At 43.9% G+C, this 23673-nt stretch carries 17 protein-coding genes; 16 read left to right on the plus strand and 1 reads right to left on the minus strand.

The window, feature by feature from the left end; genetic code table 11:
- Nucleotides 1–34: 34 nt before the first annotated feature.
- The 4 genes from MHI25_RS07385 (at nt 35) to MHI25_RS07400 (ending at nt 4963) form a co-directional block, all read left to right on the plus strand.
- Complete coding sequence (locus MHI25_RS07385; RefSeq protein WP_248547751.1) at nt 35–769, plus strand: CPBP family intramembrane glutamic endopeptidase; 735 nt, start codon at nt 35–37, stop codon at nt 767–769.
- 114 nt (nt 770–883) lie between these two features.
- Nucleotides 884–2035, plus strand: coding sequence for a DUF4163 domain-containing protein (locus tag MHI25_RS07390; RefSeq protein WP_340395185.1), 1152 nt, complete (start codon nt 884–886; stop codon nt 2033–2035).
- Nucleotides 2036–2436: 401 nt separating this feature from the next.
- Nucleotides 2437–3834: an MATE family efflux transporter gene (locus MHI25_RS07395; protein ID WP_340395186.1), complete on the plus strand. Its 1398-nt coding sequence runs from the start codon at nt 2437–2439 to the stop codon at nt 3832–3834.
- A gap of 322 nt (nt 3835–4156) precedes the next feature.
- Nucleotides 4157–4963, plus strand: a complete 807-nt coding sequence (locus MHI25_RS07400) for an ATP-binding protein (protein WP_179086319.1) — start codon at nt 4157–4159, stop codon at nt 4961–4963.
- 102 nt (nt 4964–5065) lie between these two features.
- Here the strand turns inward: MHI25_RS07400 and MHI25_RS07405 are convergent, their stop codons facing one another.
- Nucleotides 5066–6103, minus strand: a complete 1038-nt coding sequence (locus MHI25_RS07405) for a LacI family DNA-binding transcriptional regulator (protein ID WP_076185350.1) — start codon at nt 6101–6103, stop codon at nt 5066–5068.
- Nucleotides 6104–6568: 465 nt separating this feature from the next.
- Between MHI25_RS07405 and MHI25_RS07410 the strand changes: the two genes are divergently transcribed.
- From MHI25_RS07410 to MHI25_RS07465, 12 genes are all read left to right on the plus strand, one after another.
- Nucleotides 6569–7489 carry an ABC transporter permease subunit gene (locus MHI25_RS07410; protein WP_076185370.1) on the plus strand — a complete coding sequence of 307 codons (921 nt, stop codon included), beginning with the start codon at nt 6569–6571 and terminating at the stop codon, nt 7487–7489.
- Between the two features lie 17 nt (nt 7490–7506).
- Nucleotides 7507–8388, plus strand: coding sequence for a carbohydrate ABC transporter permease (locus tag MHI25_RS07415; protein ID WP_340395187.1), 882 nt, complete (start codon nt 7507–7509; stop codon nt 8386–8388).
- Nucleotides 8389–8449: 61 nt separating this feature from the next.
- Nucleotides 8450–10063 carry an ABC transporter substrate-binding protein gene (locus MHI25_RS07420; protein WP_340395188.1) on the plus strand — a complete coding sequence of 538 codons (1614 nt, stop codon included), beginning with the start codon at nt 8450–8452 and terminating at the stop codon, nt 10061–10063.
- A 57-nt stretch (nt 10064–10120) separates the two neighbouring features.
- The gene (locus MHI25_RS07425; protein ID WP_340395189.1) at nt 10121–11602 is read left to right on the plus strand and encodes a glycoside hydrolase family 32 protein; all 1482 of its coding nucleotides are present in this window, start codon (nt 10121–10123) and stop codon (nt 11600–11602) included.
- Between the two features lie 21 nt (nt 11603–11623).
- Nucleotides 11624–12517, plus strand: a complete 894-nt coding sequence (locus MHI25_RS07430; protein WP_076309640.1) for an ROK family protein — start codon at nt 11624–11626, stop codon at nt 12515–12517.
- A 130-nt stretch (nt 12518–12647) separates the two neighbouring features.
- Entirely contained in the window at nt 12648–16415 is a 3768-nt protein-coding gene (locus MHI25_RS07435) for a GH32 C-terminal domain-containing protein (RefSeq protein WP_340395190.1), read from the plus strand.
- A gap of 309 nt (nt 16416–16724) precedes the next feature.
- Nucleotides 16725–17714: a LacI family DNA-binding transcriptional regulator gene (locus MHI25_RS07440; protein WP_248547745.1), complete on the plus strand. Its 990-nt coding sequence runs from the start codon at nt 16725–16727 to the stop codon at nt 17712–17714.
- A 21-nt stretch (nt 17715–17735) separates the two neighbouring features.
- Nucleotides 17736–18716, plus strand: a complete 981-nt coding sequence (locus MHI25_RS07445; RefSeq protein ID WP_076185345.1) for a BadF/BadG/BcrA/BcrD ATPase family protein — start codon at nt 17736–17738, stop codon at nt 18714–18716.
- A gap of 43 nt (nt 18717–18759) precedes the next feature.
- Complete coding sequence (locus MHI25_RS07450) at nt 18760–20058, plus strand: 6-phospho-beta-glucosidase (RefSeq protein ID WP_340395191.1); 1299 nt, start codon at nt 18760–18762, stop codon at nt 20056–20058.
- A 24-nt stretch (nt 20059–20082) separates the two neighbouring features.
- A complete protein-coding gene (locus MHI25_RS07455; protein ID WP_076185343.1) occupies nt 20083–21009 on the plus strand; it encodes an ABC transporter permease subunit in 927 nt (308 codons plus the stop codon).
- A 59-nt stretch (nt 21010–21068) separates the two neighbouring features.
- Nucleotides 21069–21959 carry a carbohydrate ABC transporter permease gene (locus MHI25_RS07460; RefSeq protein WP_076185342.1) on the plus strand — a complete coding sequence of 297 codons (891 nt, stop codon included), beginning with the start codon at nt 21069–21071 and terminating at the stop codon, nt 21957–21959.
- 33 nt (nt 21960–21992) lie between these two features.
- Nucleotides 21993–23639 (plus strand): extracellular solute-binding protein, encoded by a 1647-nt coding sequence (locus tag MHI25_RS07465; RefSeq protein WP_339247232.1) that lies wholly within the window; start codon nt 21993–21995, stop codon nt 23637–23639.
- The last annotated feature ends 34 nt before the right edge of the window (nt 23640–23673 follow it).

Raw genomic sequence — 23673 nt, forward strand, 5'->3', positions numbered from 1 at the left:
CTTTTCATTATTTTCAGGAAGGATTTGATTAATGATGAGTAAAAGTAATTTTTTTAGATTTGAGCGTAAAAATGATGATTTTCCGTTCTACAGTGAACTGCAATCCCCTACTCTAAATTTGAAAACCAGCCTAATATTTCTGATAGCTGTTGCTGCAGGTTTTGCATTGTTTCTTATTGGGTTTGGAGGTACTTATGGACATCCTTTTATAAATGTGATTTTCCCATTAGCAGCAGTTATCTTTGTTGCACGGAGTCAGTGGACATTACTTTTCAGAAAATTAGTTGCTAAAGATATTATATTAATTCTTGGGACGTACATTGTAAATCTTATTGTGACCTATGGTGTTGGTTTTATTATTACGAAATTATTTAATTTTAGTGCAAATCCAGTGAGTGAAGGATTCAATGGTAATTTTTCCGATACAATTACGACGTTCCTGACAATGCTCCCGATGCTTTTTGGAGAAGAATTAATAACGATCCTTCCATTCTTAGTCATTTTGTACTTAGGAGTAAAAAAACTTAAACTGAACAGAAAGTCTGCGATTATCTTAGCGTGGATTGTAGTATCCATTATTTTTGGCGCATACCATTTACCAACTTATAATTGGAATATTGCACAAGCCATTCTCGGTATCGGCATTGTACGGATTGTTCTGCTCTATCCATACATTAAGACTAAAAACATTTGGACATCGTTTATAGTGCATGTGCTAAATGACTGGACACTTTTTGGATTTGCCTTTATGGTTTCAATGCATCATTGATTAGCGAATTCCATGTAAAAATTGTAATCTTTTTCTGAAAATACTGTAAACCATCCGGGAAATGACGGGATTATAGTGTGATAGTAAGAAAATGACTAAAAGGAGATCTTCAAAATGGAAACTCAAGTTAAAAAATTCACAACTAAAAAGCGGATGTCCGTACTTTTATTGTCAGCAGCACTGGCTGCAGTTGGCACAGCGGCGGCTTTACCCGTGTCTGTCGGATCAGTTCATGCTGCATCCACTACTGCAACAATAACCTCCAGGGTGAACGTCCAGGTTAAAGGTAAAGCAATCGGGACTCAGGCTTTCCTAAGCCCATTAGGTAATACACTCATTCCGCTTAAAGACGCAGCGCAAGCATTAGGCGCAGCTGTTAAATACGATAACAAAAATCATAGTGTAGAGCTTACCCTGGGAGAGAATACTGTAAATTATTCATTGGATATCGACAGTACACTTGTAAAGTTAAATGGAAGCGGTCTGGGACAAAGATACGAAGCTCAGGTAATCGGAGGAACTTCTTTTGTTGCAGTGCAAGCCTTGGTTGAACCTTTCGGATATTTGGCCCAATGGAACGGACAAACCCGTACTGTCAATATCACGAATGCAGGAATGAATGAACTGACTATAACTGCCGGTAAACTCCAGTCTTCTAATTCCCATAAGGATGTAACCATCAATATCGTATATCCAGTTGTATCGCAGCTTGCGAATCAAAATGCCGAAGTGGCAATTAATAAAGCGGTGAAAGCTCAGGCACAGAAGTTTCTAGATGCCTCGGAAAAACAACTGGCTAAGTCTGGTGCTCCAGCGGAAGGAGCGACATACGATTTCGAACTGGCCTACAAGGTGACTTACAATCAAAATGGAGTGATTAGCTTCCTGCTTACCAATTATCAATACCTCGGCGGAGCTCATGGAGGCGGCTCACAAACAGGTCTTACTTACTCTCTGCAGGATGGTAGGACAATGAAGCTGGGAGATTTGCTGAAATCCAACAGCAATTACAGTCAGGTTATTAAGAAATCACTTCAAGAACAAGTCCAAAAAGGTACTGAGTCTTCTATCTACTCTATTGACCTGTTCAATAAGTTAACTAAAGATTCTAATGCATACCTGGATAACTTCTACTTGACTAATGCAGGATTCACTGTGTTTTTTGTTCCAGGTGATATAGCAGAAAGTGTTGTAGGCAGTCCTGAATTCAAATTCACATGGGCTCAGTTCCTTTCGAATAATGCGGATCCGTTCGCTGCTTATTAGGTCGGTTTTTGACTTGACTTCAATCGTTTTTTTTCATCGTTACTTTATCACAAAAGAGTTTTTTTAAAAGCAACTTGCCAACTGGGAAGTTGCTTTTTTTGTTGAGTTAAGTAGGGGGGACTAAATGATTGCCTAGCATTCAAAATTGACCATGTACCGGAAACTTGCGGAGCCGCGACCACTCCTGCTGCAGTTTTTTAATAGAATGGAAATGAGAGGGGGCTATTCCGGGGAGATTTATATAAATTCAAAGATAAAATCCTATATGAGATAGAAACAATCCTTTTTGCGGTAGTTGCTAGCCAACATGTCTTATAGACTAGTTAATGCAAGGAGTCCCGTATAATTTTTGAACGAGGACTTTGCATATTCAGTCAAAAGAAGGAGAGAAAATTCATATTATGAACACAGTAACACAGATAAACAACAGCAAAGACAAGCAGGCGCATTTTATTCTCAACGGTAATCTATGGAATATTATGGTCCAGTTATCATGGCCCGCTATCATCGCAATGGTCCTCTATGGCTTAAATGCGGTTATCGCCGCTGTATTTGTGGGAAGGTTTGTCGGAGAGGAAGCACTGGCTGGGGTTTCGGTAGCTTATCCTTTAACCCAGATCAGCTTGGGACTGGGCTCCTTGATTGGGGTGGGTGCCGGTTCTGCTTTAAGTTTAGCCCTCGGCAGGCAGGACAAAGAAATGCAGAAGCGTTTGATGGGGAATGTTAATTATCTGTCCATCCTTGTAACGCTTATCTATATGGTATTGGGTTTGCTTTTCTCTACACAGCTGGTGCGAATCATGGGAGGAGAAGGGGAAACTCTGGCTCTTGGAGACAGCTATTTTAGAATTACGGTGATTGGTTCATTTTTCTGGATTTATGGACTGGCTGCCAACATGATTGTACGTGCCGAAGGGAAAATGAAATCGGCAGCCGTGGTAATGGGCATTGGACTGGCAGTTGATGTATTGTCCAATTATATTCTGGTAGCCTGGCTGGATTTTGGAGTAGAGGGAGCTGCCTGGGCTACAAATATCGGGATGCTGGTCTACACCTTGCTGGGATGGATTTATTTTGGCAAAGGATTTGCCTCATTCCGAACGAATGTCTTCGCAATCTATCGGGATGCTGCCACAATCAAATCCATAATTGGTCTGGGAATGTCCTCTTTCATTATGAACTTTATGAATCTGGTACAGGCTGTTGTAGTATTTAATGCACTGTCGAGATACGGGACTACAGCAGATATTGCATTTTATGGAGTGGTTTTTCGTGTATTCACCTTCCTGTTGACGCCGATATTCGGATTAATGCGCGCCTTGCAGCCAGTCATCGGCATAAATTTTGGAGCAGAACAGTATGAGCGCGCCATCAAAGCCTATAAAATATTCACCCTCGTTTCCATGCTGCTGACTTTGCCTTTCTGGATAATTTCCATGATCTCGCCGGCTTCCATTCTGGGGCTAATGCTGCCGGATCAAATCTTTAAGACCAGCGAAATGTTATATTTCCGGTTGAACATGGCGGTTCTGCCGTTATTGTCGCTCATTTTTATGGCCATGACCTTTTTCCCTGCGATTAATAAAGGGAAGCCGGCAGCCGTTATCGGCATCACCAGACAACTTGTTTTTTATGTGCCAGTGATGCTTGTTTTGCCAAGATGGTTAGGCGTCTCCGGAGTATATTGGGGTTCGCTTGTAATTGATTCTGTGGTTGTAGTGTGGACGGTAATCCTGGTAACTAAGGAATTCACCCGGCTCAGAGCTAAGTCCAAGCTAGCCAGGACTTACAATATGTGAAGGCAAGATGCTGGAACTTCTGCTTTGCCTGGATGGCCGATTTAATAGATATACCCTAAAAGAGCCTTGGAATTATAAAGGCTCTTTTTTGTGCTACTGGTTGACATTATAAACAAAAAGAAAGTATGATATTTTAAATCGTAATAATTACGAATAAAAACAATGTGTATTTGAATTGATTTGTGGATAATGAATGGTCACAAGCGGACTCTATCGTTCCTCACGAGAACTTCGAGCGGCAATTAGAGCAGGTTGAACTGGATTCAGAAAGGATCTTTTGGATTTCTTGAAAATAACCATTTTAAAGGAGCTTCAATAAATAATGAATAAAAGCAGCACCAATCAACGTCTACCCAGAGCAAAAGGGATTGATATGGGTACCTATTATACACCCAAAGAATGTGCCAAAAAGGTTAGACATCTGATCCTACCCGATATGAATCGAAAGATTGTCGAAGAATTCATCACAATCTTAGGTATGAGGGAAAGATTTGAAGAGCATCGAGTTCCAATTCCCAATAAAGTGGTTATGTATGGTCCACCGGGCACAGGGAAAACACTGACGGCATTTTATATGGCTCAAATGCTGGAGCTTCCACTTATCCTAGTTCGACTTGATGCAATTATTCACAGTCATTTGGGCGAGACTGGAAGTAATATCCGGAAAATATTTGAGTATGCCAAAGCATCTCCTTGTGTTCTTTTCCTGGATGAGTTTGATGCCATTGCAAGAACACGGGAGAGTAATGACGAGGTTAAAGAAATGGCTCGTGCGGTGAATACACTGCTGCAATGTCTCGATGATTTTGGTGACAACAGCATTTTTGTAGCAGCGACGAACCTAGAAAATGAACTGGATAGAGCTATTTGGAGAAGGTTTGATACAAAAATGATTTATGCTAACCCGGATGAATCAAGTAGGCGTCAATATGTCGAACTGTTAATTAATGACTTTGAAAGTGAAGCTGGGCTGCTGGAGGAAACATGCGAACGTCTTTCCGGTTGCAGTTTTGCTGATATTGAACAAATTGTCCTGAAAGCGAAACGTAAGGCGATCATAGAGCATTGTCTGCTAAAAAGTGAGCATATTGTTCTATCCTATGAAGAATACAATCCTTCCTTGAACTAATTGTGGGATTATAAATACAGGAAATTGTAATTGGAACAATTCAACGAAAAAAAAGAACCCCAGCGACGGAATTTTTAATCGCTTGGGTTCTTTTTAAATTCATCAACTGATATTAGGTGTAGATTCTCTTAGGATGAGTTTGGTATAAATATGAGAAACCTGATAGGGTTGCTTCGGATCATGAATTCGGGAAAGTAGCATTTCAGCTGCTTTGACACCCATCTGATTACTATAAATATGAACAGTGGTGAGATGGGGTTCTACAATGCTTGATTCAGGACCATTATCAAAACCACAAATGACGAGGTCATTAGGAATGGAAAGCATATTTTTGAGTGACTTCATAAAGGTAACCGCAATATAATCGTTAGCACACACGAAAGCAGAAGGAAGCTGATTGATTTGGCTTAGCTTAGCATCTGCCCACTCCGGACTCGAAAAAAATAGTCGATCGTCATCGAGAATACATTGTGAGAGATCAAGCTGAATCCCAGATTCTATCAATGCGCGATTAAAGCCCACCCATCTTTCATTAAAACTCCTACAGTGATTATAGTCTCCGATGAATCCCAGTGATGTGTAACCGCCATCAATTAACTTTTTTGTAAGTTGATATGTGCTGTGTTCATTTTCCATGAGAAGTACATCTGCTTGGAATTCAGGGTAGCAGATATCGGCAGAGCAGTCGATGAAAATAGTTGGAATGCCTAGACTTGTAATCAGCTTACTATATTCGGAATTGAACAACTCAATACAAATAATTCCGTCTACATTGGCGACATCAAAATTATTTGGAAGAGACAAGGACTCCTGATCAATGTCTCTTATAATGTGCATGGATAAATTATATCCTTCTGCACTGATTCGTTTCTCCATGCCACTGATCAGTTTCGATCCAAAGTGGGAAGTGTTAGGTAAGTTTTCTGTTAATAAAGCGATGTTTCCAGAATTTCTTGGTTGAACACTCTCGGTGTCCATAAAAGCAAATTGTTTATATTTTAACTCTATCGCTTTCTTTATAACCTTGTTTCTAGTTTCATCAGGTATACCATTCGTTCCATTTAAGGCTTTGGAAGCTGTATTTCTGGAGATTCCTAAAGCATCCGCGATGTCTTGTATGGTTACTTTTTCCCTGGCCATCTATGTATTTCACCTCTATATTCTTGTTCTTAACCTTCGCCACAAATAGTGTACTGTTTGGCATGATTCCAACTCTCTTTAATGTATATTAGTTTACTCAAAATAGCAATATTATATTTACAAATGCACAATTTAGCTTACATTTTATCGGCGGATAAGTGTGCAAAAAAAGTAGTTTTGTTTTCGTTTTAATGAGAATATGTTGACTTTAAAGTATACAATCCTATTTAAATTGGCTGTATTTGTAATTTTGTAAAATAGAAAGCGTCATTTATGAACAAAATATTTTGTCATATGCACATAAATATTTTTACAAAATGTATTGACGAACGATTAAGTGTTTGGTAAATTGTAAAAGCAGCAGGACATAAGCCAATTGAAAGCCCTTACTGCATCAAGATATAAACATTGATAAGAACGGAGGTAAAGGCATTGCAAAACCTAATAGAAGCTGAACACAGAACAATGGTGACCAAACATAAGAGCTCCTTACTAGACTATCTAAAGAAATACTACTTTCTTTATATTTTGCTCGCACCAGCTGTGATCCTGACCCTGATTTTTAAATACGGTCCTATGTATGGTGCGATTATCGCCTTTAAAGATTTCAGCCCAATCAAAGGGATTATGGGGAGTGAATGGGTAGGCTTGTACAACTTCGAGAAATTCCTGTCATCCCCCAACTTCGAAGTTATCTTTATGAATACGCTTAAATTAAGTTTTTTCGGATTAATTCTGAGTTTTCCAATTCCAATCCTGCTTGCGTTGATGTTAAATCAAATTCGCCGTGCAGGCGTCAAAAAGAACATTCAGTTGTTCTTGTATGCACCTAACTTTATTTCTGTTGTCGTTGTGGTCGGGATGTTGTTTATCTTCTTGTCCCCAACGGGACCGATTAACCAGTTTTTTACGTGGCTTACAGGTGAACCAATCATGTTCATGTCTCGTCCGGAGTACTTCCGTTCGATCTACATTCTTTCTGATATTTGGACTGGAGCCGGTTGGGCATCCATTATTTATGTAGCAGCACTTGCTAATGTCGATCCTGAGTTACATAATGCAGCCAATCTTGACGGCGCTAATCTTCTACAAAGAATACGCCATATCGATTTGCCAACCATTCGTCCAATTATGGCTATCGTATTTATCCTTGCAGCTGGTGGGATTATGTCCATTGGTTTCGAAAAAGCCTATCTCATGCAAACGGCGATGAACTTGCCAACCTCAGAAATCATTCCGACTTACGTTTATAAAATTGGTTTGCAGTCGGGCGATTATGCCTATTCAGCCGCAGTAGGGTTGTTTAACTCTATCATCAACATCGTCTTGCTCGTCACCGTTAACTTCACCGTGAAGAAACTGAATGAGGGCGAAGGTCTTTACTAAGAAAGGAGCAACAAGCTATGCCCATTAAACATTCCGGATTAGATCGCTTTATCGTCGTGCTGAACGCGATCTTCCTGACACTGGCCGTACTTATCATTGTACTTCCTTTGATTTATGTAGTGATTGCATCTTTTATGGATCCATCAGTTCTGCTCAGTAAAGGATTATCATTCAACCTTTCGGACTGGTCATTAGAAGGGTATATAAAAATTCTTTCTAATCCGGCCATGATCCGAGGTTTTGGAAACTCTGTTTTATACTCTGTTTCATTTGCTATGCTTACCGTTCTCGTCTCAATCTGTGCAGGGTACGCACTGTCTGATGACAGGCTCAAAGGAAAAGGATTCTTCATGACCTTGTTTATTATCACCATGTTCTTTGGGGGTGGGCTTATACCTACATACCTGCTCGTTAAGAATCTTGGTCTGCTTGATACAGTCTGGGCGGTGATCATTCCAGGAGCAATCAATGTATGGAACATCATTCTCTCTAGAACTTTCTTCAAAGGAGTACCGAATGAAATGAAGGAAGCCGCTAATGTCGACGGAGCTTCGGAGATGCGGATTTTCTTCAGTGTCGTATTACCGCTCTCCAAACCGATTGTTTTCGTGCTCGCTCTTTATGCTTTTGTGGGCCAGTGGAACTCCTACTTTGACGCCATGATCTATTTAGATAATCCGAATCTTCATCCACTGCAGCTCGTGTTGCGGTCCATCTTGATCCAGAATCAGGTAGATCCGGGCATGATCAGCGATCAACTCGCCATGGCGGAAATGAAACGATTGTCTGAAATCATCAAGTACGCTGCCATTGTTGTTTCCAGTTTGCCACTTATTGTTATGTATCCGTTCTTCCAGAAGTACTTTGAAAAAGGTGTTATGGTCGGTTCCCTTAAGTAGGAAACAGGCTGCACATAGATAAAGATTAATTCATTCATATCTAATTTGGAGGTCATACCCTATGAAAAGAATTAAGAAATCAAGAGTATCAACGAAAGTAGCTTCTGCATCTGTACTTGCTTCGTTTATGTTCCTTACTGCATGCGGTGGCGGAGGAGGAGGGGGAAGTGCAGCTAGTAAAGAACAGGACGCCAGCGGTAAAGTAACTTTGAACTTTATTACGCAAAGCTCTCCACTTGCACCCGTTGATCCAAATGAAAAACTGATTAATAAGCGTCTTGAAGAAAAGACGAATGTTCATATTAATTGGAAGAATTTCACGAAAGACGTATTTGTTGAAAAAAGAAACTTGGCTGTGGCAAGCGGCGATCTTCCTGATGCAATTTTTAATGCGGACTATAGCGACTATGAGCTGCTCAAGCTTGCTAAAGATGGTGCCATTATTCCGCTGAATGAGCTTATCGAGAACAATATGCCCAACTTCAAAAAGGTGCTGGAAGAAGCACCGGAATACAAGAGTATGATTACGGCACCAGACGGTAATATTTATGCCTTTCCGTGGATCGAAGAGCTGGGCAATGGCAAAGAAAGAATCCAGGCGGTAGACAGTATGCCTTGGATCAATGTGGAATGGCTTGAGAAGCTGGGCCTTGATATGCCTACAACAACAGAAGAATTAAAAGAAGTATTAATTGCCTTCAAGACAAAAGATCCAAATGGCAATGGTAAGGCTGACGAAATTCCTTTGTCCTTTATTAACAAGCCTGGAGCAGAAGATCTGGTTTTCCTATTTGCTTCATTCGGATTGGGGGAGAACCCCGACCACGCGGTTGTAAGCAATGATGGGAAGGTAATATTTACGGCGGCAAAAGATGATTACAAAGAAGCCGTTTCTTTTATTAACGAGCTGTATAAAGAAGGACTCATTGATATTGAAGCCTATACTCAGGACTGGAGTACTTACCTTGCAAAAGGAAAGGATCAGAGATACGGACTTTACTTCTCATGGGATAAAGCTAACATCACTGGAGCAAATGACATTTACGAGGTTATGCCTCCACTTGCTGGACCAGATGGTGAAGTTAACGTAACAAGAACGAACGCGCTTGGTTTGGGCAGAGGTAAGATGGTTGTTACTAGCGCCAATAAGAACTTAGAAACGACAGCGAAATGGGTTGATCAACTCTACGATCCGATTCAATCTGTACAGAACAACTGGGGAACGTATGGAGACGATAAACAGCAAAATATTTTCGAATTTGATAAAGAAAAAGAAATGCTGAAGCATTTGCCGCTGGAGGGTGCAGCTCCTGTAGAACTACGTGAGAAAACAAGTGTCGGTGGACCCTTAGCTATCCTTGATTCCTATTATGGCAAATACACAACCATGCCGGATGATGCCAAAGGCAGAATGGATATTATCAAGAACATCATGGCGCCTAAAATGAAAGCAGAAAACGTAATGCCGAGTGTATTCCATTCTATTCAAGAGCTTGATCGCCTTACGACAATTGAGACGGATCTGTTTGCCTACGTGCTTAGAATGCGTACTGAATGGTACCAAAATGGTAAAGTCGAAGCGCAGTGGGATGAATATTTGAAAGAATTGGACCGTCTGGGCCTGCAAGAATGGCTTGAAATTAAACAAGGCGGCTATGACAGAGCAAGCAAATAATAAACTATAAATAATATGCGGTAAATGCCGTGTTCGGGAGTAAAGGAGAAAACAATAATGTCTACGATTGCGAAACAAAATTACCGCGGAGTGTATCATTTTTCCCCTAAGGAAAAGTGGATGAATGATCCAAACGGAATGGTTTATTTTGAGGGTGAATATCATTTGTTCTTCCAGCACCATCCAGGTGGAATGACTATGGGCGCTATGCACTGGGGCCATGCGGTCAGCAAGGATCTGGTTACATGGGAGGAGCTGCCTATCGCTCTTGCTCCAGATGAGTTAGGTATGATTTTTTCCGGCAGTGCCGTAGTTGACTGGAATAATACGACTGGATTTTTTGAAGATAAACCAGGTCTAGTAGCGATTTTTACACACCATTTGGATATGCCGGAAGGCAAGCCAGCCATTCAGCGTCAAAGCTTGGCTTATAGTAAGGATAACGGAAGAACCTGGACGAAATATGATGGAAACCCGGTGCTTGAACATGATACATTCATTGATTTCCGTGACCCGAAAGTATTTTGGAATAAAGATACTAATCAATGGGTGATGATTGTAGCTTGTGGTCAAACGGTGTGTCTATATCATTCTCCTGATCTGATGAACTGGACATTTGCCAGTGAATTCGGAGAAGGAATCGGTTCTCATGACGGGGTATGGGAATGCCCGGACTTGTTCCCGCTGGCCATTGATGGCGATCTTTCGAACACGAAATGGGTGATGCTAGTGAGCATCGGTGCGGATCCCGCTTTTGTGGAAGGATCAAGAACACAGTATTTTACAGGGGATTTTGATGGAGAAGTGTTCACGCCAGATGAAGATTCGATAAAAGTCCGCTGGCTTGATTATGGAAGAGATAACTATGCAGGTGTAAGTTGGTCCGATATACCGGCGGAAGATGGAAGAAGGCTATTTATCGGCTGGATGAGCAACTGGATGTATGCTAACAAGACGCCAGCAGAAGAATTCCGTGGCGCGATGACAATTGCAAGAGAACTTCAGCTCGAATCAAGACAAGGGGGAACCTTTCTTGTGCAGAAGCCGGTCCAAGAGTTGGAATCAGCTCGTGTACAAGTCCTTTCTATAAAAAATGCAACGGTGCAAGAAATCAATACTCTTCTTAAAGAGATTCACTTGGAATCTTATGAGATTATAGCTGAGTTCGCTCGGGGTAAATCTGTAGGTTTCAAGGTAAGAGTTGGTGCGGATGAACAAACAGTGATCGGTATCAACGGTGAGACAGAGGAACTTTATGTAGACAGGAAGGCTTCGGGCCAGCATGATTTCCATGAACATTTCGTAGGACATCATTCAGCCAAACTCGCAGCGCTTGATGAGTCAAATGATCTCCGTATTTATGTGGATCGCTCTTCCGTTGAGGCGTTTAGTAATGGAGGCCAGGCAGTGATTACGGATCTTATATTCCCTGGACTAGAATCTAAAGGTATTGCTGTGTTTGCAGAAAATGAGAATGACTTGCTGATTTCCCTGGATATCTATGAGCTTACTCTCTCTGCTGAGCAAGACAAGAATTAGTCACCGAGAGGAGTCTTGTATATGCGTATAGGAGCGATTGAAGCTGGCGGAACGAAGTTTATATGTGGCATCGGGAATGAAAATGGGATCATTGAAGATCAGATCAGTTTCCCGACAGAACATCCTGAGTTGACGTTGCCCAAAGTTATTCAATATTTTCAAGACAAACCAGTAGAAGCTATCGGAATTGGATCGTTTGGTCCAATCGATATAAGCCCAGATAGTCCGACGTATGGTTACGTTACAACAACACCAAAACCAGGTTGGGGAAATTACGATATGCTGGGCACTTTGAAAAGAAACTTTTCGGTTCCCTTTGGCTGGGACACGGACGTCAATGCAGCGGCATTTGGTGAAGCCAAATGGGGCGCAGCCCAAGGGTTATCCAGCTGTTTGTACTATACAGTTGGCACGGGTGTTGGTGTGGGAGTGTATTCAGAAGGCAAACTTATTCATGGTCTTGTGCATCCTGAAGGGGGTCATGTTCTTACAAGACGCCATCCTGAAGATGAATTCCCAGGGGGATGTCCCTATCATGGGGACTGCCTAGAAGGGATGGCGGCAGGTCCTGCTATTGAAGCAAGGTGGGGGAAGAAGGGACATGAACTTCCTATAGATCACCTTGCATGGGAAATGGAAGCATTTTATATTGCGCAGTCGATTACGGGTGCTATATTGCTTAACTCTCCTCAGAAAATCATTCTGGGTGGTGGTGTTATGCAGCAGTCACAATTGTTTCCACTTATTCGGCAGGCCGTGCTACAGAACCTGAACGGTTATGTCAGCTCAAGTACTATTTTGGAACACATAGATGAGTATATCGTTCCACCAGGACTAGGCCAACAGGCGGGATTATGTGGTGCTCTCGCTCTTGGACTCACAGCACTGGAAAGTCAGAGTTCTGCTCAATTGTAAAAGAATATAGAGAGGAGGTCAGTGCAATGAATTGGCCTCCTTCTTATTTTACAATAAAAGAAATGATTGATGATAGAAAAAGAGGGTGAAGAGGATGGTTAATAAGGGAAAAGTAGTTTTATGCTTTCTCATGGCAACAGGATTTGTTATGACTTCAGCAGGCATTTATGTAGCCAATCCCGGTACGGGTTGGGCTGCGCCCGCTGATCAGGAGGTAAGTAAACAAGCTAAGGAGGGGCTTTCTATTTTTGAAAGCGTAACCAAAACAAACACAAACTTGACAGGTTGGCAAATAAAAGGAAAAGGTAAGTTGGCGGATACTGTGGAAGGGATTTTACTGACTTCTGATCCACAAGAAAATGTAATGGCAATTTCCGAAACGGTGTCAGAGGATTTTATCTATGAAGCTGATGTCATGATCAAGGATATGCAAGCGGACGCGACCTTATTGTTCCGTTCTAATGAAGATGGCTGGAGTTCCTACATGCTCCAAATTGTTCCGAATGCAGGTATGATCCGCTTACGAGACGCAAGTGATGGTGAAGGGAAATTAAAAGAGGAGCGGAAGGTTACTATTAAGGCAGGAGAGATCTATCATCTCAAGGTGAAAGCAGAGGGTTCATCACTGAAAGTATATTGGGACAACGAATATAAACCTTTGATTGAGGTTCAGGATGATGCGTATCGTACTGGTAAGCTGGGACTCAATGTATGGAATGGTTCTGTTTTGTTCCAAAATATTATCGTAAGCGACCTGAAAGGAAATTTGGGTGCTGTGGTTACAAATAAAGGACAATGGCAGCCTAATATCAACGGCAAGAAAGGAATGGTAGTAAACCAGAGTAAGTCACAGCAAATTTATAACAAACAAGCTACTGATTTTGTATATGAAGGAAATCTATCTCTTCGTCCTGATTCTGTTGCAGCGCTCGCCTTTCGTTCATCGGCTGATGGAACAAAGGGATATGAAGCAGCCCTGACAAAGGAAGGAAATCAGGTTCGTGTAAGTCTGACGAAAGCTAACGGAACAACAATTGCAAGTTCACAGCATATCTATCCAAGTCAGACCGGAGCAAAACATCATGTAGAGATAAAGGCGAAGGGAAACAGAATTCAGGTCTTTCTAGACGGATACACCCCGGCCGCAATCGATCTAACAGATAAAACCTATACCGATGGATATGCAGGAATCGTTGTTAAACAGGGAACAGCTTACTTCCAGGATACCTATGTGACGGATGCCAGCAATTATTATAGTGAAAAATATCGTCCTCAATACCACTATACGCCAATTCGTGGTTCTGCCAGTGATCCGAACGGACTTGTCTACTTCGAAGGTGAATATCATCTATTCCATCAGGACGGAGGCACTTGGGCACATTCTGTCAGTAAGGATATGCTGAACTGGAAGCGGCTTCCGATTGCGCTGCCGTGGAATGATCATGGGCATGTCTGGTCTGGATCAGCTGTGGCAGATCTGACGAATGCATCAGGTTTGTTCGGGGATTCAGGAGGTAAGGGGCTGATTGCCTACTACACTTCCTATAATCCCGATGGCCCGAATGGGAATCAGCGTATCGGTCTTGCATACAGCAAGGACCAAGGTCGTACTTGGGAATATTCCAAGACGCGTCCAATGGTTATCGGAAATCCAGGCGATAATGGAGGGGAGCCGGGAGGCTGGGATTTCCGTGATCCGAAAGTGATTCGTGATAATGACAATAACAGGTGGGTAATGGTTGTATCCGGTGGAGACCATATTCGTTTCTTTACTTCAATGAATCTACTTGATTGGACCCTAACAGATAGTTGGGGATACGGGGAATATGTTCGCGGCGGTGTATGGGAATGTCCGGATTTGCTTCAGCTTTCGGTAGACGGAACATCACAGAAGAAATGGGTTCTGATGATTAGTACAGGAGCGAATTCAAAAACACGCGGATCAGATGCTGAATATTTTGTGGGTCATTTAACAGCGGAAGGTAAATTCGTTAATGATAATCCGGCAGGGAAAGTTTTGCGAACAGATTTTGGAAAAGAATTCTACGCTTCAATGTCTTTTTCGAACATGCCAGATCATCGCAGTGTAATGATGGCGTGGATGACAAACTGGGACTATCCGTTTGCTTTTCCAACAACCCATTGGAAAGGCGTACTGTCAATCCCAAGAGAAGTCTCATTAGTAACGACAAAAGATGGGATTCAGCTCGCTCAAAGCCCGATCAAGGAGTTGGAAACGCTACGTAGTCAGCTGTATTCTACTGCTAACAAAGAGGTGAGTCCTTCTTCTCAGAATCTATTGAAAGGGGTTACCTCTGGTGCATACGAAATTGAAGCTGAAGTAGAAATTCCAGCAGGTAGTCAGGTTAGTGAATTTGGCTTTAACGTTCGTGTAGGGGGAAGTCAAAAAACGGTTGTTGGATATAAACCTGGTGAGGGTCGGATTTTCGTGGATCGGTCTGCATCTGGTTTGACGGATTTTTCGAGTCTATTTAATACAAGACATGAAGCGGCAATGCAAACGGAGAACAAGCGAGTTAAGATGCGTATCCTTGTAGATGAGTCTTCTATTGAGGTTTTTGGCAACAACGGTAAAGTTGTTTTCTCTGACGTCATTTTTCCGGATCCAGCCAGCAGAGCTTTGAGTTTTTACACCAAAGGAGGCAACGTAAAAGTCGTATCTCTGAAGGTGAATCAGTTAGGCTCTGTATGGAATCAGGAGACGGGCTCAGCTACCAAGATAATGATGGATACAAGTGATCGCGAACTGAGCAAGGGGCAAAGCGACATACTTTTGGCGATGGTAGAGAATGGTACCGGTAATGGGGCACAGCCGCTTAAATGGAATTCCAGTAACAAGGATGTTGTTGAACTAAACGTGGTGGATAAATCCCAGGCAACCCTTGTAGCTAAAAAAGAAGGCGAGTCTATCATTACCGTCTCTACTCCAAATGGGAAGACATCCGCTAGCTTATTAGTTAAGGTATCTGGGGGCGAATTTCATACGAACTTAAGTGGGTGGACTAAAGATCTATCTGCAGCCTCCTGGGTCATTGGTGAAAATGGGATTCGTGGAAATTACTGGAGTGACGCGAATTATATCGCAGAGAAGCAGGCAGGAGATTTTACTTATGAAGCAGAGATGATGTTAGGGAAATCCGGAGGAGCAGGCTCTATGTTGTTCCGTGCCAGCGAAGATGGACGCAGCGGATACTACTTAAATCTGGATCCGAATATGAAGTCCATCCGTCTGTTTTATAAAATCGACGGCCGTTTTGAAGAACGTCAGATTCTAGCAAAAGTTCCGACGTTCATTCAGCCGGGTCAAACCTACAAAGTGAAAATCGAAGCGAAGGGCCCGCATATCGTGGTTTATGTGGATGGGCAGAAAGTGATCGACCTGCAGGACGGCACATTTGCAGAAGGCCGCTTTGGACTACATGTATTTGGCGGATATGCTTCATATCAAAACGTTAACGTGAGCGGAGAAACACCTGCCGATCTATACACTTCCAGTCTAGTAAATGCAGAACTACAGAAATCCCTTTATACAGCAAATCTCGCAAATGGTGAAGCTGTTACACTGAAGGCTGCGAATGATTTTACGGATCAGAAGTGGGTATTCGTGCCGACGGGGGACGATGCAGGCTCCTATTCTATTCGTACAACAGCCGGTCAGGCGCTTGATCTAGACACAGGGCAAAATAAAATCCAGTTATACCCTTATCTCGGATATAACAATCAGCGTTGGATTTTTCACAAAAATGATGATGGTACCGTAAGTATTATTTCTGCTCATCATAAGAAAGCGTTGGAAGTATCAGCGGATGGGTCGACACTGTCCCTTAGCGAGCTTGATCCTACTCTTGATCGACAAAAATGGGTAATTACCAATTAACCTGAGGATGATAGAAGCAATGGAAGGGGGAATAGCGTGTCTAAAAAGCAACTTGTCTGCGGATGAGTTGCTTTTTGTTTTGGCTGCATTTTATGTATTGACGGATATTGGAAATGTAAGTAGAATGTAAATTAGTTAAAACCTTAAAACTTTTGTAAAGAATTTTGGTGTTCTTGATAAAGGCAAAGCTGACATTCAGTGTGCAATTTTCAATCAGGACATAGAAATATCACGAAAGGTAAGGTTTTTTTATTTACCTAAAAAGTTTAATCGTTTAAACTTTCGGGTGACGGAGGTATGGAAGCTAAGATGAATATACATGATGTAGCCAAAAAGTCGGGACTCTCTGTAGTGACCGTATCCAGGGTGCTTAACAATTTACCATCTGTACGGGAAGCTAATAGACAGAAAGTGCTGAAAGCTATGGAGGAATTAAATTATCAGCCCAATTCAGCAGCGCGGAGTCTTGTGAGAGGCAAAACGGGAGTCATCGGGATGTCGATTACCAACTTTAACGACTCTTTCTATGACCGGGTTATTCGCGTGGTGAACCGGAAGCTGGCGGCGCAAGGGTATTTTTTAGCCCTATCGATCGCCGAGAATGAGGATGAAGGCGATAATTTCCTGTTTCAGAAGGATCGCGTTGATGGAATTATCCTGTTGTCCCCACTTGAAGAAAAGGCATATGTAGAGGAACTGAAAAGAAAAAATATTCCGTTTGTATTGCTGGATAACCAGTTTCAGCATGAGGATGTGCCTAGCGTCGTGGTCGATAACTATCAAGGCGGGTATGAGGCTACAAAGCACTTGCTCGATCTTGGGCACACTCAAATCGCCTATATTGGCGGCCCTTCGGTATTTCTAAGTGTAGCGGAGCGTAAGCGCGGTTATGTCCAAGCGCTCGAGGATGCCGGGTTAACGCCATTCGGAACGGAATACTGCAGTTTTACAGTAAGCGGCGGCTATGAGGTGGCCAAGAGATGGATCCGCGAAGATAAGCTGCCGACAGCTTTTTTTTCCGGGGACGATTTTATTGCTCTTGGAATGGTTCAGGCTCTCCGGGAAGAGGGAATTCGAGTACCCCACGATATCTCAATTGTTGGATTTGATGATCAGCAGTTCGTAGGTGAATTTTACCCGCGGTTAACGACGGTCAGACAACCTGAGGCACAAATGGGCAATATAGGCGTTGATTTACTACTAAAAATGATCAATGGGGAGGTGATGCCGCCCGCTGTAACGAAGCTCGCTCCGCAGCTACTCATTCGTGAATCCACCGCATCTGTTAGATTACCTTGAATTTTAGGAGTGAAATCATCCGTGAAGTATTTTTTGGGAGTTGATGCAGGAGGCAGTAAAACCCACGCAATGATTGCAGATGAACAAGGGAAGGTCATCGGAGTTGGCAAGGGTGGGATCGGAAATCATCAAATAAACCGTGAGCAGGCGGTGAACAGTTTGCAGCAGGCCATATCGGAAGCAATTATGGCGTCAGGGCTGACCAAGGATCAGCTGGATTACTCCTGGTTCGGCTTAGCGGGAGCGGACAGAGAGGCTGATTTCCGGATTTTGCGACCGATCATCAGCAGCTTTGATCTTCCCCAAACTGAGATTTCCTGCGATACCTGGATTGCCTTGCGGTCAGGTACAGAGAAGAACTACGGGATCGTGCTGATTTGCGGATCAGGCGTGAACTGTAGTGGTAAAAATCCGTTGGGTGCTACATACCAATGTGGTGGATTCGGCTACCGGTTCGGGGATTATGGCGGTGGCTATGATTTAAGTATTGAGGTATTCCGTAGCGTCCTTCGGGCGGATGAGGGAAGAGAGAAGGAGACGGTCCTAACCGAACGCTTAACGGAATTGTTGGGCTATTCCAATGTTTCGGAGCTAAGAGAGGATTACCTGGATCATTTCAGAGACCTGCCTCCCCATATTGCTGAACTATTGTTTCAAGCGGCAGAGGAAGGGGACCAGGTTGCCACCGAGCTGCTGGTCAAGCAAGGGGATGAGCTGGGTTTGGCCGCGGCATCGGCCATCCAGCGCTTGGGCATGGAGGAGGACTTCTTCGACATCGTACTTGCAGGCAGCCTGCTGACAAAGGGAGACCGCTCAGGCATCATCCGGCGGGCCATTGAGAGAAGAGTGAAGTTGTCGGCTCCGAATGGCACTTTAAGGATTTTGACCCGGGAGCCGGTTGTAGGATCGGTCGTTCTGGCTATGGAAAGCAGCGGTATGCGTGTAGATCAGAAGGTTCTAGATAATCTATCACAGGGGAAAGTACTGAACACAATAGGCTAGTTTTTATAAGACCAAAATGAAAAAGATGAAGGAAGGGTCTATCATGGAGGAAACATTGAAGCTGGTTGTCATCGGAGCGGGATCATCGTATACGCCTGAGCTTATTGAAGGCATCATCCTGCATCACCAAGAGCTTCCCATTCGCGAAGTATGGCTGGTGGATATTGAGGAGGGAAGGGAGAAGCTGCATACGATTGCAGAACTGAGCAAACGCATGATTGCTGAGTCCGGACTGCCGATTACCGTGGTCCAGACGCTTGAGCGCAGGGAAGCCATTGCCGGAGCGGACTTTGTATGTACGCAAATCCGGGTAGGCATGCTGGAAGCGCGCAAATGGGATGAATTAATTCCGCTTCAATACAATGTCATCGGCCAGGAGACGACAGGTCCCGGAGGGATGATGAAAGGTCTACGGACCATCCCGGTCATTCTGGATATTTGCAAAGACATTGAGGAGCTGGCTCCGGATGCCTGGTTGCTGAATTTTACGAATCCGGCCGGTATGGTGACTGAAGCTGTTCACAAATACTCATCGGTAAAAAGCGTAGGCTTGTGCAACTCGCCGATTGGTTTTCAAAAGTGGCTCTCCGAATTCTTCAGACTTCCTATGGAGAAAATCTACGCGGAGTTTGTCGGCATCAACCATCTGCACTGGGTATCCGATATCGTGATTGATGGTAAAAGCAAGCTGCAGGAGCTCATTGATTACCCGCAGAGTTACAAGGCAAGCAATGTGCCGTTTGATTCCTGGGACTACCGGTTTCTGAATGCTTTGAAAGCGATTCCCTCTTATTACCTGAGCTATTACTATATGACGGACGCGATGCTTGCGGAACAGAAGGAAGCAGCAGCAACGACTGGATCGCGCGCTGAGGTAGTGAAGAAGGTGGAGGAAGAGCTGTTTGAACTGTACCGGAACGTAGCGCTGAAGGAAAAGCCCAAGCAGCTGGAACAGCGCGGCGGAGCCTACTACTCGGAGGCGGCAGTGCTGCTGATGCGCTCCATTTATAATGATTCCCGCGATATCCAGACGTTGAATGTAAGGAATAACGGAATGATTGACTTCTTGCCGGACGATGCCTCTATTGAGGTGAACTGTATGGTAACCAAGCAAGGCCCGCTGCCGATTCCGCTGCGTATAATTCCTCAGCCCATCAAAGGCTTGCTGGCCGCGGTCAAGCAATACGAGAGCCTCACCATCGAGGCGGCTGTGCACGGAGACCGGGATATAGCCCTACAGGCTATGGTTCATCATCCGCTCGTGCCTTCGGTCACCGTAGCTGAACAACTGCTGGATGAAATGCTGGAGAAGAACAAATCGTTGTTGCCGTTGTTTCACTAGAATCGTCCAGAGGAGGAAAAGTGGATGAACACGGCCGAGAAACCGCGTAGATGGAAGAAATTTATCAGTCAATTGGATTTGCAGTCCATGGTTTGGCCGGGAATTATCTTTGTATTCATTTTTAGCTACATTCCGATGTATGGCGTGGTTATGGCATTCCAGCAATACGATATTTTTGGCGGCATTATGAAGAGCCCCTGGGTTGGATTTATGCATTTCAGAATGTTCTTCGAGGCGCCGGAGTTCTGGAATGTGATGCGAAATACCCTTGTGATTAGCTTGCTTAAATTGATTATCTCTTTTCCTGCCCCGATTCTTCTTGCACTGATGCTGAATGAAATCGGGAATATGGGCTTTAAACGGATTATCCAGACCGTCAGCTATTTACCTTATTTCCTGTCCTGGGTTATTGTATCCGGTTTTGTATTTTCGCTGTTATCCGTTGATAACGGAACGGTGAACTATTTGCTGGAGCGATTCAATTTGGTAGGGGAGCCAGTTAACTTCCTGGCGTTACCCAAATACTTCTGGTCGATTCTAGTAAGCGTAAATGTATGGAAAGAGGTCGGATTCGGGAGCATTGTCTACCTGGCCGCGATTGCAGGTATTGATCCAACCCTATATGAGGCCGCTTCTATAGATGGAGCAAGCCGGTTTAAGCAAATTCACTTGATTACACTCCCCAGCATTACCCCCATTATCATTATCTTTATGATTCTTGCCATCGGCAGTCTGCTCAGTGCGGGCTTCGAGGACATTTTGCTGCTGGCAACCAATCCAATTCTGCGACCCTACTCCGATGTTATCGACACCTATGTGTACCGTGTTGGGATTTTAAATGCCAGATTCTCTTATGCGACAGCGGTAGGGCTATTCAAGGCGGTGATCAGTGTCATTCTGCTAGTGACGGCCAACAAAATCGCTCGCCGGGCAGATGTTAGTCTCTGGTAGTACTACTACTCATAGCGAATGCTTCCGATGCTCCATAAACCTTTTAGGAGGAGTGAACAATGAGACTAAGCCTAGGCGACAAAATCATGCAGCGGAGTATTTATACCCTTTTGACGCTGCTGGCGTTACTCATGCTATACCCGTTTTGGAATGCGTTGGTCATTTCCTTTAATCTAGGGAGCGATACGGCGCTCGGCGGTGTAACCTTGTTACCGAGAGCTTTTACCCTGGAAAATTATTATATTGTGTTTCAGGATCAACGCCTGCTGAATTCTTTTCTGATCACCATTCTTAGAACGTTAAGCGGCACGGCATTGTCTGTCTTTTTCACGGCACTGTTAGCCTACGGAATGTCCAAGAAGACATTGCTTTTTCGAAAACAATATATGGTGTTCTTCATGATTACGATGTTCTTCAGTGGAGGGCTCATCCCTAGTTATTTACTAGTTCGCTCTTTGGGTATGCTGGACACCTTTTGGGTGCTGATTATCCCCGGCATCATCAGTGTCTGGAACATGATTGTCATCCGCACCTTCTTCCATGCTCTGCCGGAGGGTTTGGAGGAATCTGCCAAAATCGACGGAAGCAGCAACTACGGCATTTTTTTCCGAATCGTCATTCCCGTCTCCGGCCCGGTGCTGGCCACGATTGCCTTATTCACCGCAGTAGGTTATTGGAATGACTGGTTTACGGGAGCGATCTATATTACAAAGGATCACTTGCTCCCTATACAGACCCTGCTGCGCCAGATTATGAACTCCAACATCATGACCCAAATTGGCTCATCGAATGCTATCGCGCTGGATCATATGAACCGGAATCGGACGATTACCACGAAGTCACTGACTATGGCTACGATGATGATCGCTACCATTCCAATTATCCTGACGTATCCTTTTCTCCAAAAGTACTTTGTTAAGGGCGTAATGATTGGTTCGATGAAAGAATAGCAGTCTCCATATTATGTAGAAAGAAGGGAAAAGATGCGCAATCGTATGAAATGGGTATCTCTTTTGCTGACTTCACTGGTGCTTCTTCTCGCTGCCTGTAGCGGAGGAGGAAATTCTAACACTTCACCAAACACAAGCGAGAAAAATCTGAATACTGAGGCCGCCACAGATGACGGCAGCGGGATCAAGCCCGTCACCTTCAGCTTCTATGGAAACTATGACTGGCTTACGACATCACCCTGGGGGGATAATGAGGCGACAAAATGGATTCAGGAGAACCGTAAGGTTACTGTTGAACCCATACAATCCGGAGGAGCGGCCGGAGAAAAGCTCAACACGATGATCGTCGGCGGTGATTTACCGGATGTCATTTTTACTGACCGGGGATCCTCAGTGGAGCGGCTGGTGCAGGCAGGACAACTCGTTGCGCTGGATGATTACTATGAGAAGTATCCGAACTTCAAGAAATATGTGAAGGAATCCACCCTGAATTTGCTCCGTTCAGAAGACGGGAAAATCTATCAAATCCCGAACTGGTATACATCCGGGCAATTCGGCAACGGCGGATGGATGGTGAATAAAGATATTTATAACGAACTCGGCAGACCGGCGCTGGAGACCTTTGATGATTTGTATCAATATTTGCTTAAGGTGCAAGAAAAGTATCCGGATGTAGTACCTCTGGAGGTTGGGGAGAAGGGGGCAGGTCTGGAAATTATGTATGGTGGTTTTAAGGAGAACTCCACCAGTAAGTTTATTTCACTCATGGGATATCCGGATGGCGACAAGCTGTCATCTATCTTGGATGATCCTGCTTACGAAGAGATGGTGCTGTATATTAATAAGCTGTATCGTGAACGGCTGATTACGCAGGATGCACTGCAGCAAACCCAGGATGCGGTCAAAGAAAAGGTCAATACCAACCGGGTAGCAGTCATGGTCGAATCCAATATCACTACGTATGGAGCAGAGGGACACCGGGCACTGACAGCGAATAATCCGGACAGCGGTTATGAGATTATATGGCCGATTCATAAATCCGGACTAGACAAAACACGAGTGTTTGTAAGCGGCTTTGAGACGCTGGGTTGGAACGTTAATGTCATTACGAAAAAGGCCAAGGATCCGGAGGCCATCTTCGCTTATTTTGACTGGATTACGGGTCCGGAGGGGCAGAAGGTGCTTTTCTTCGGTCCTAAAGGCTTGTACTGGGATAAAGAGGATGCGGACGGAGCTCCAATCCCGAACGAGAAATACAAGACGACTCCTGCTAACGAGCGTACGGAAACGATGCGGAAATTCGAGGACTTTAACTGGGCGGGAAATACGACCTTTATTGATACGGCGAAAATGAGCCTCGAGGCGCTGCTTTCCGCGAACCAGAAATCCTGGGAGACCGTGGCGCAGTCCACGGTGACCTGGAAAACCGCGTTGGATATCACGGAGTTTGTAAATACCGATCCTATTCCGGATACGGAGATCGGCATCATCGCACAGAATATCGGGGATATTTATACCCTTGCTTACGCCCAGATGGTTCAGGCGAAGTCGGATGAAGCGGTGTTGTCGGCGCTAAAGACAGCTAAAAAGAACACCGAAAAAGCGGGGCTTGCTAAGCTGCTTGAATTCAGAACCGAAAAATGGCAGGAAAATGTTAAGAAAATCAACGCGACGAAATAAGACTATTTATAAAATCTTATAATTGTGGAGGCGA

The organism is Paenibacillus sp. FSL E2-0177, assembly GCF_037992975.1.
Taxonomy (GTDB): domain Bacteria; phylum Bacillota; class Bacilli; order Paenibacillales; family Paenibacillaceae; genus Paenibacillus_AQ; species Paenibacillus_AQ odorifer.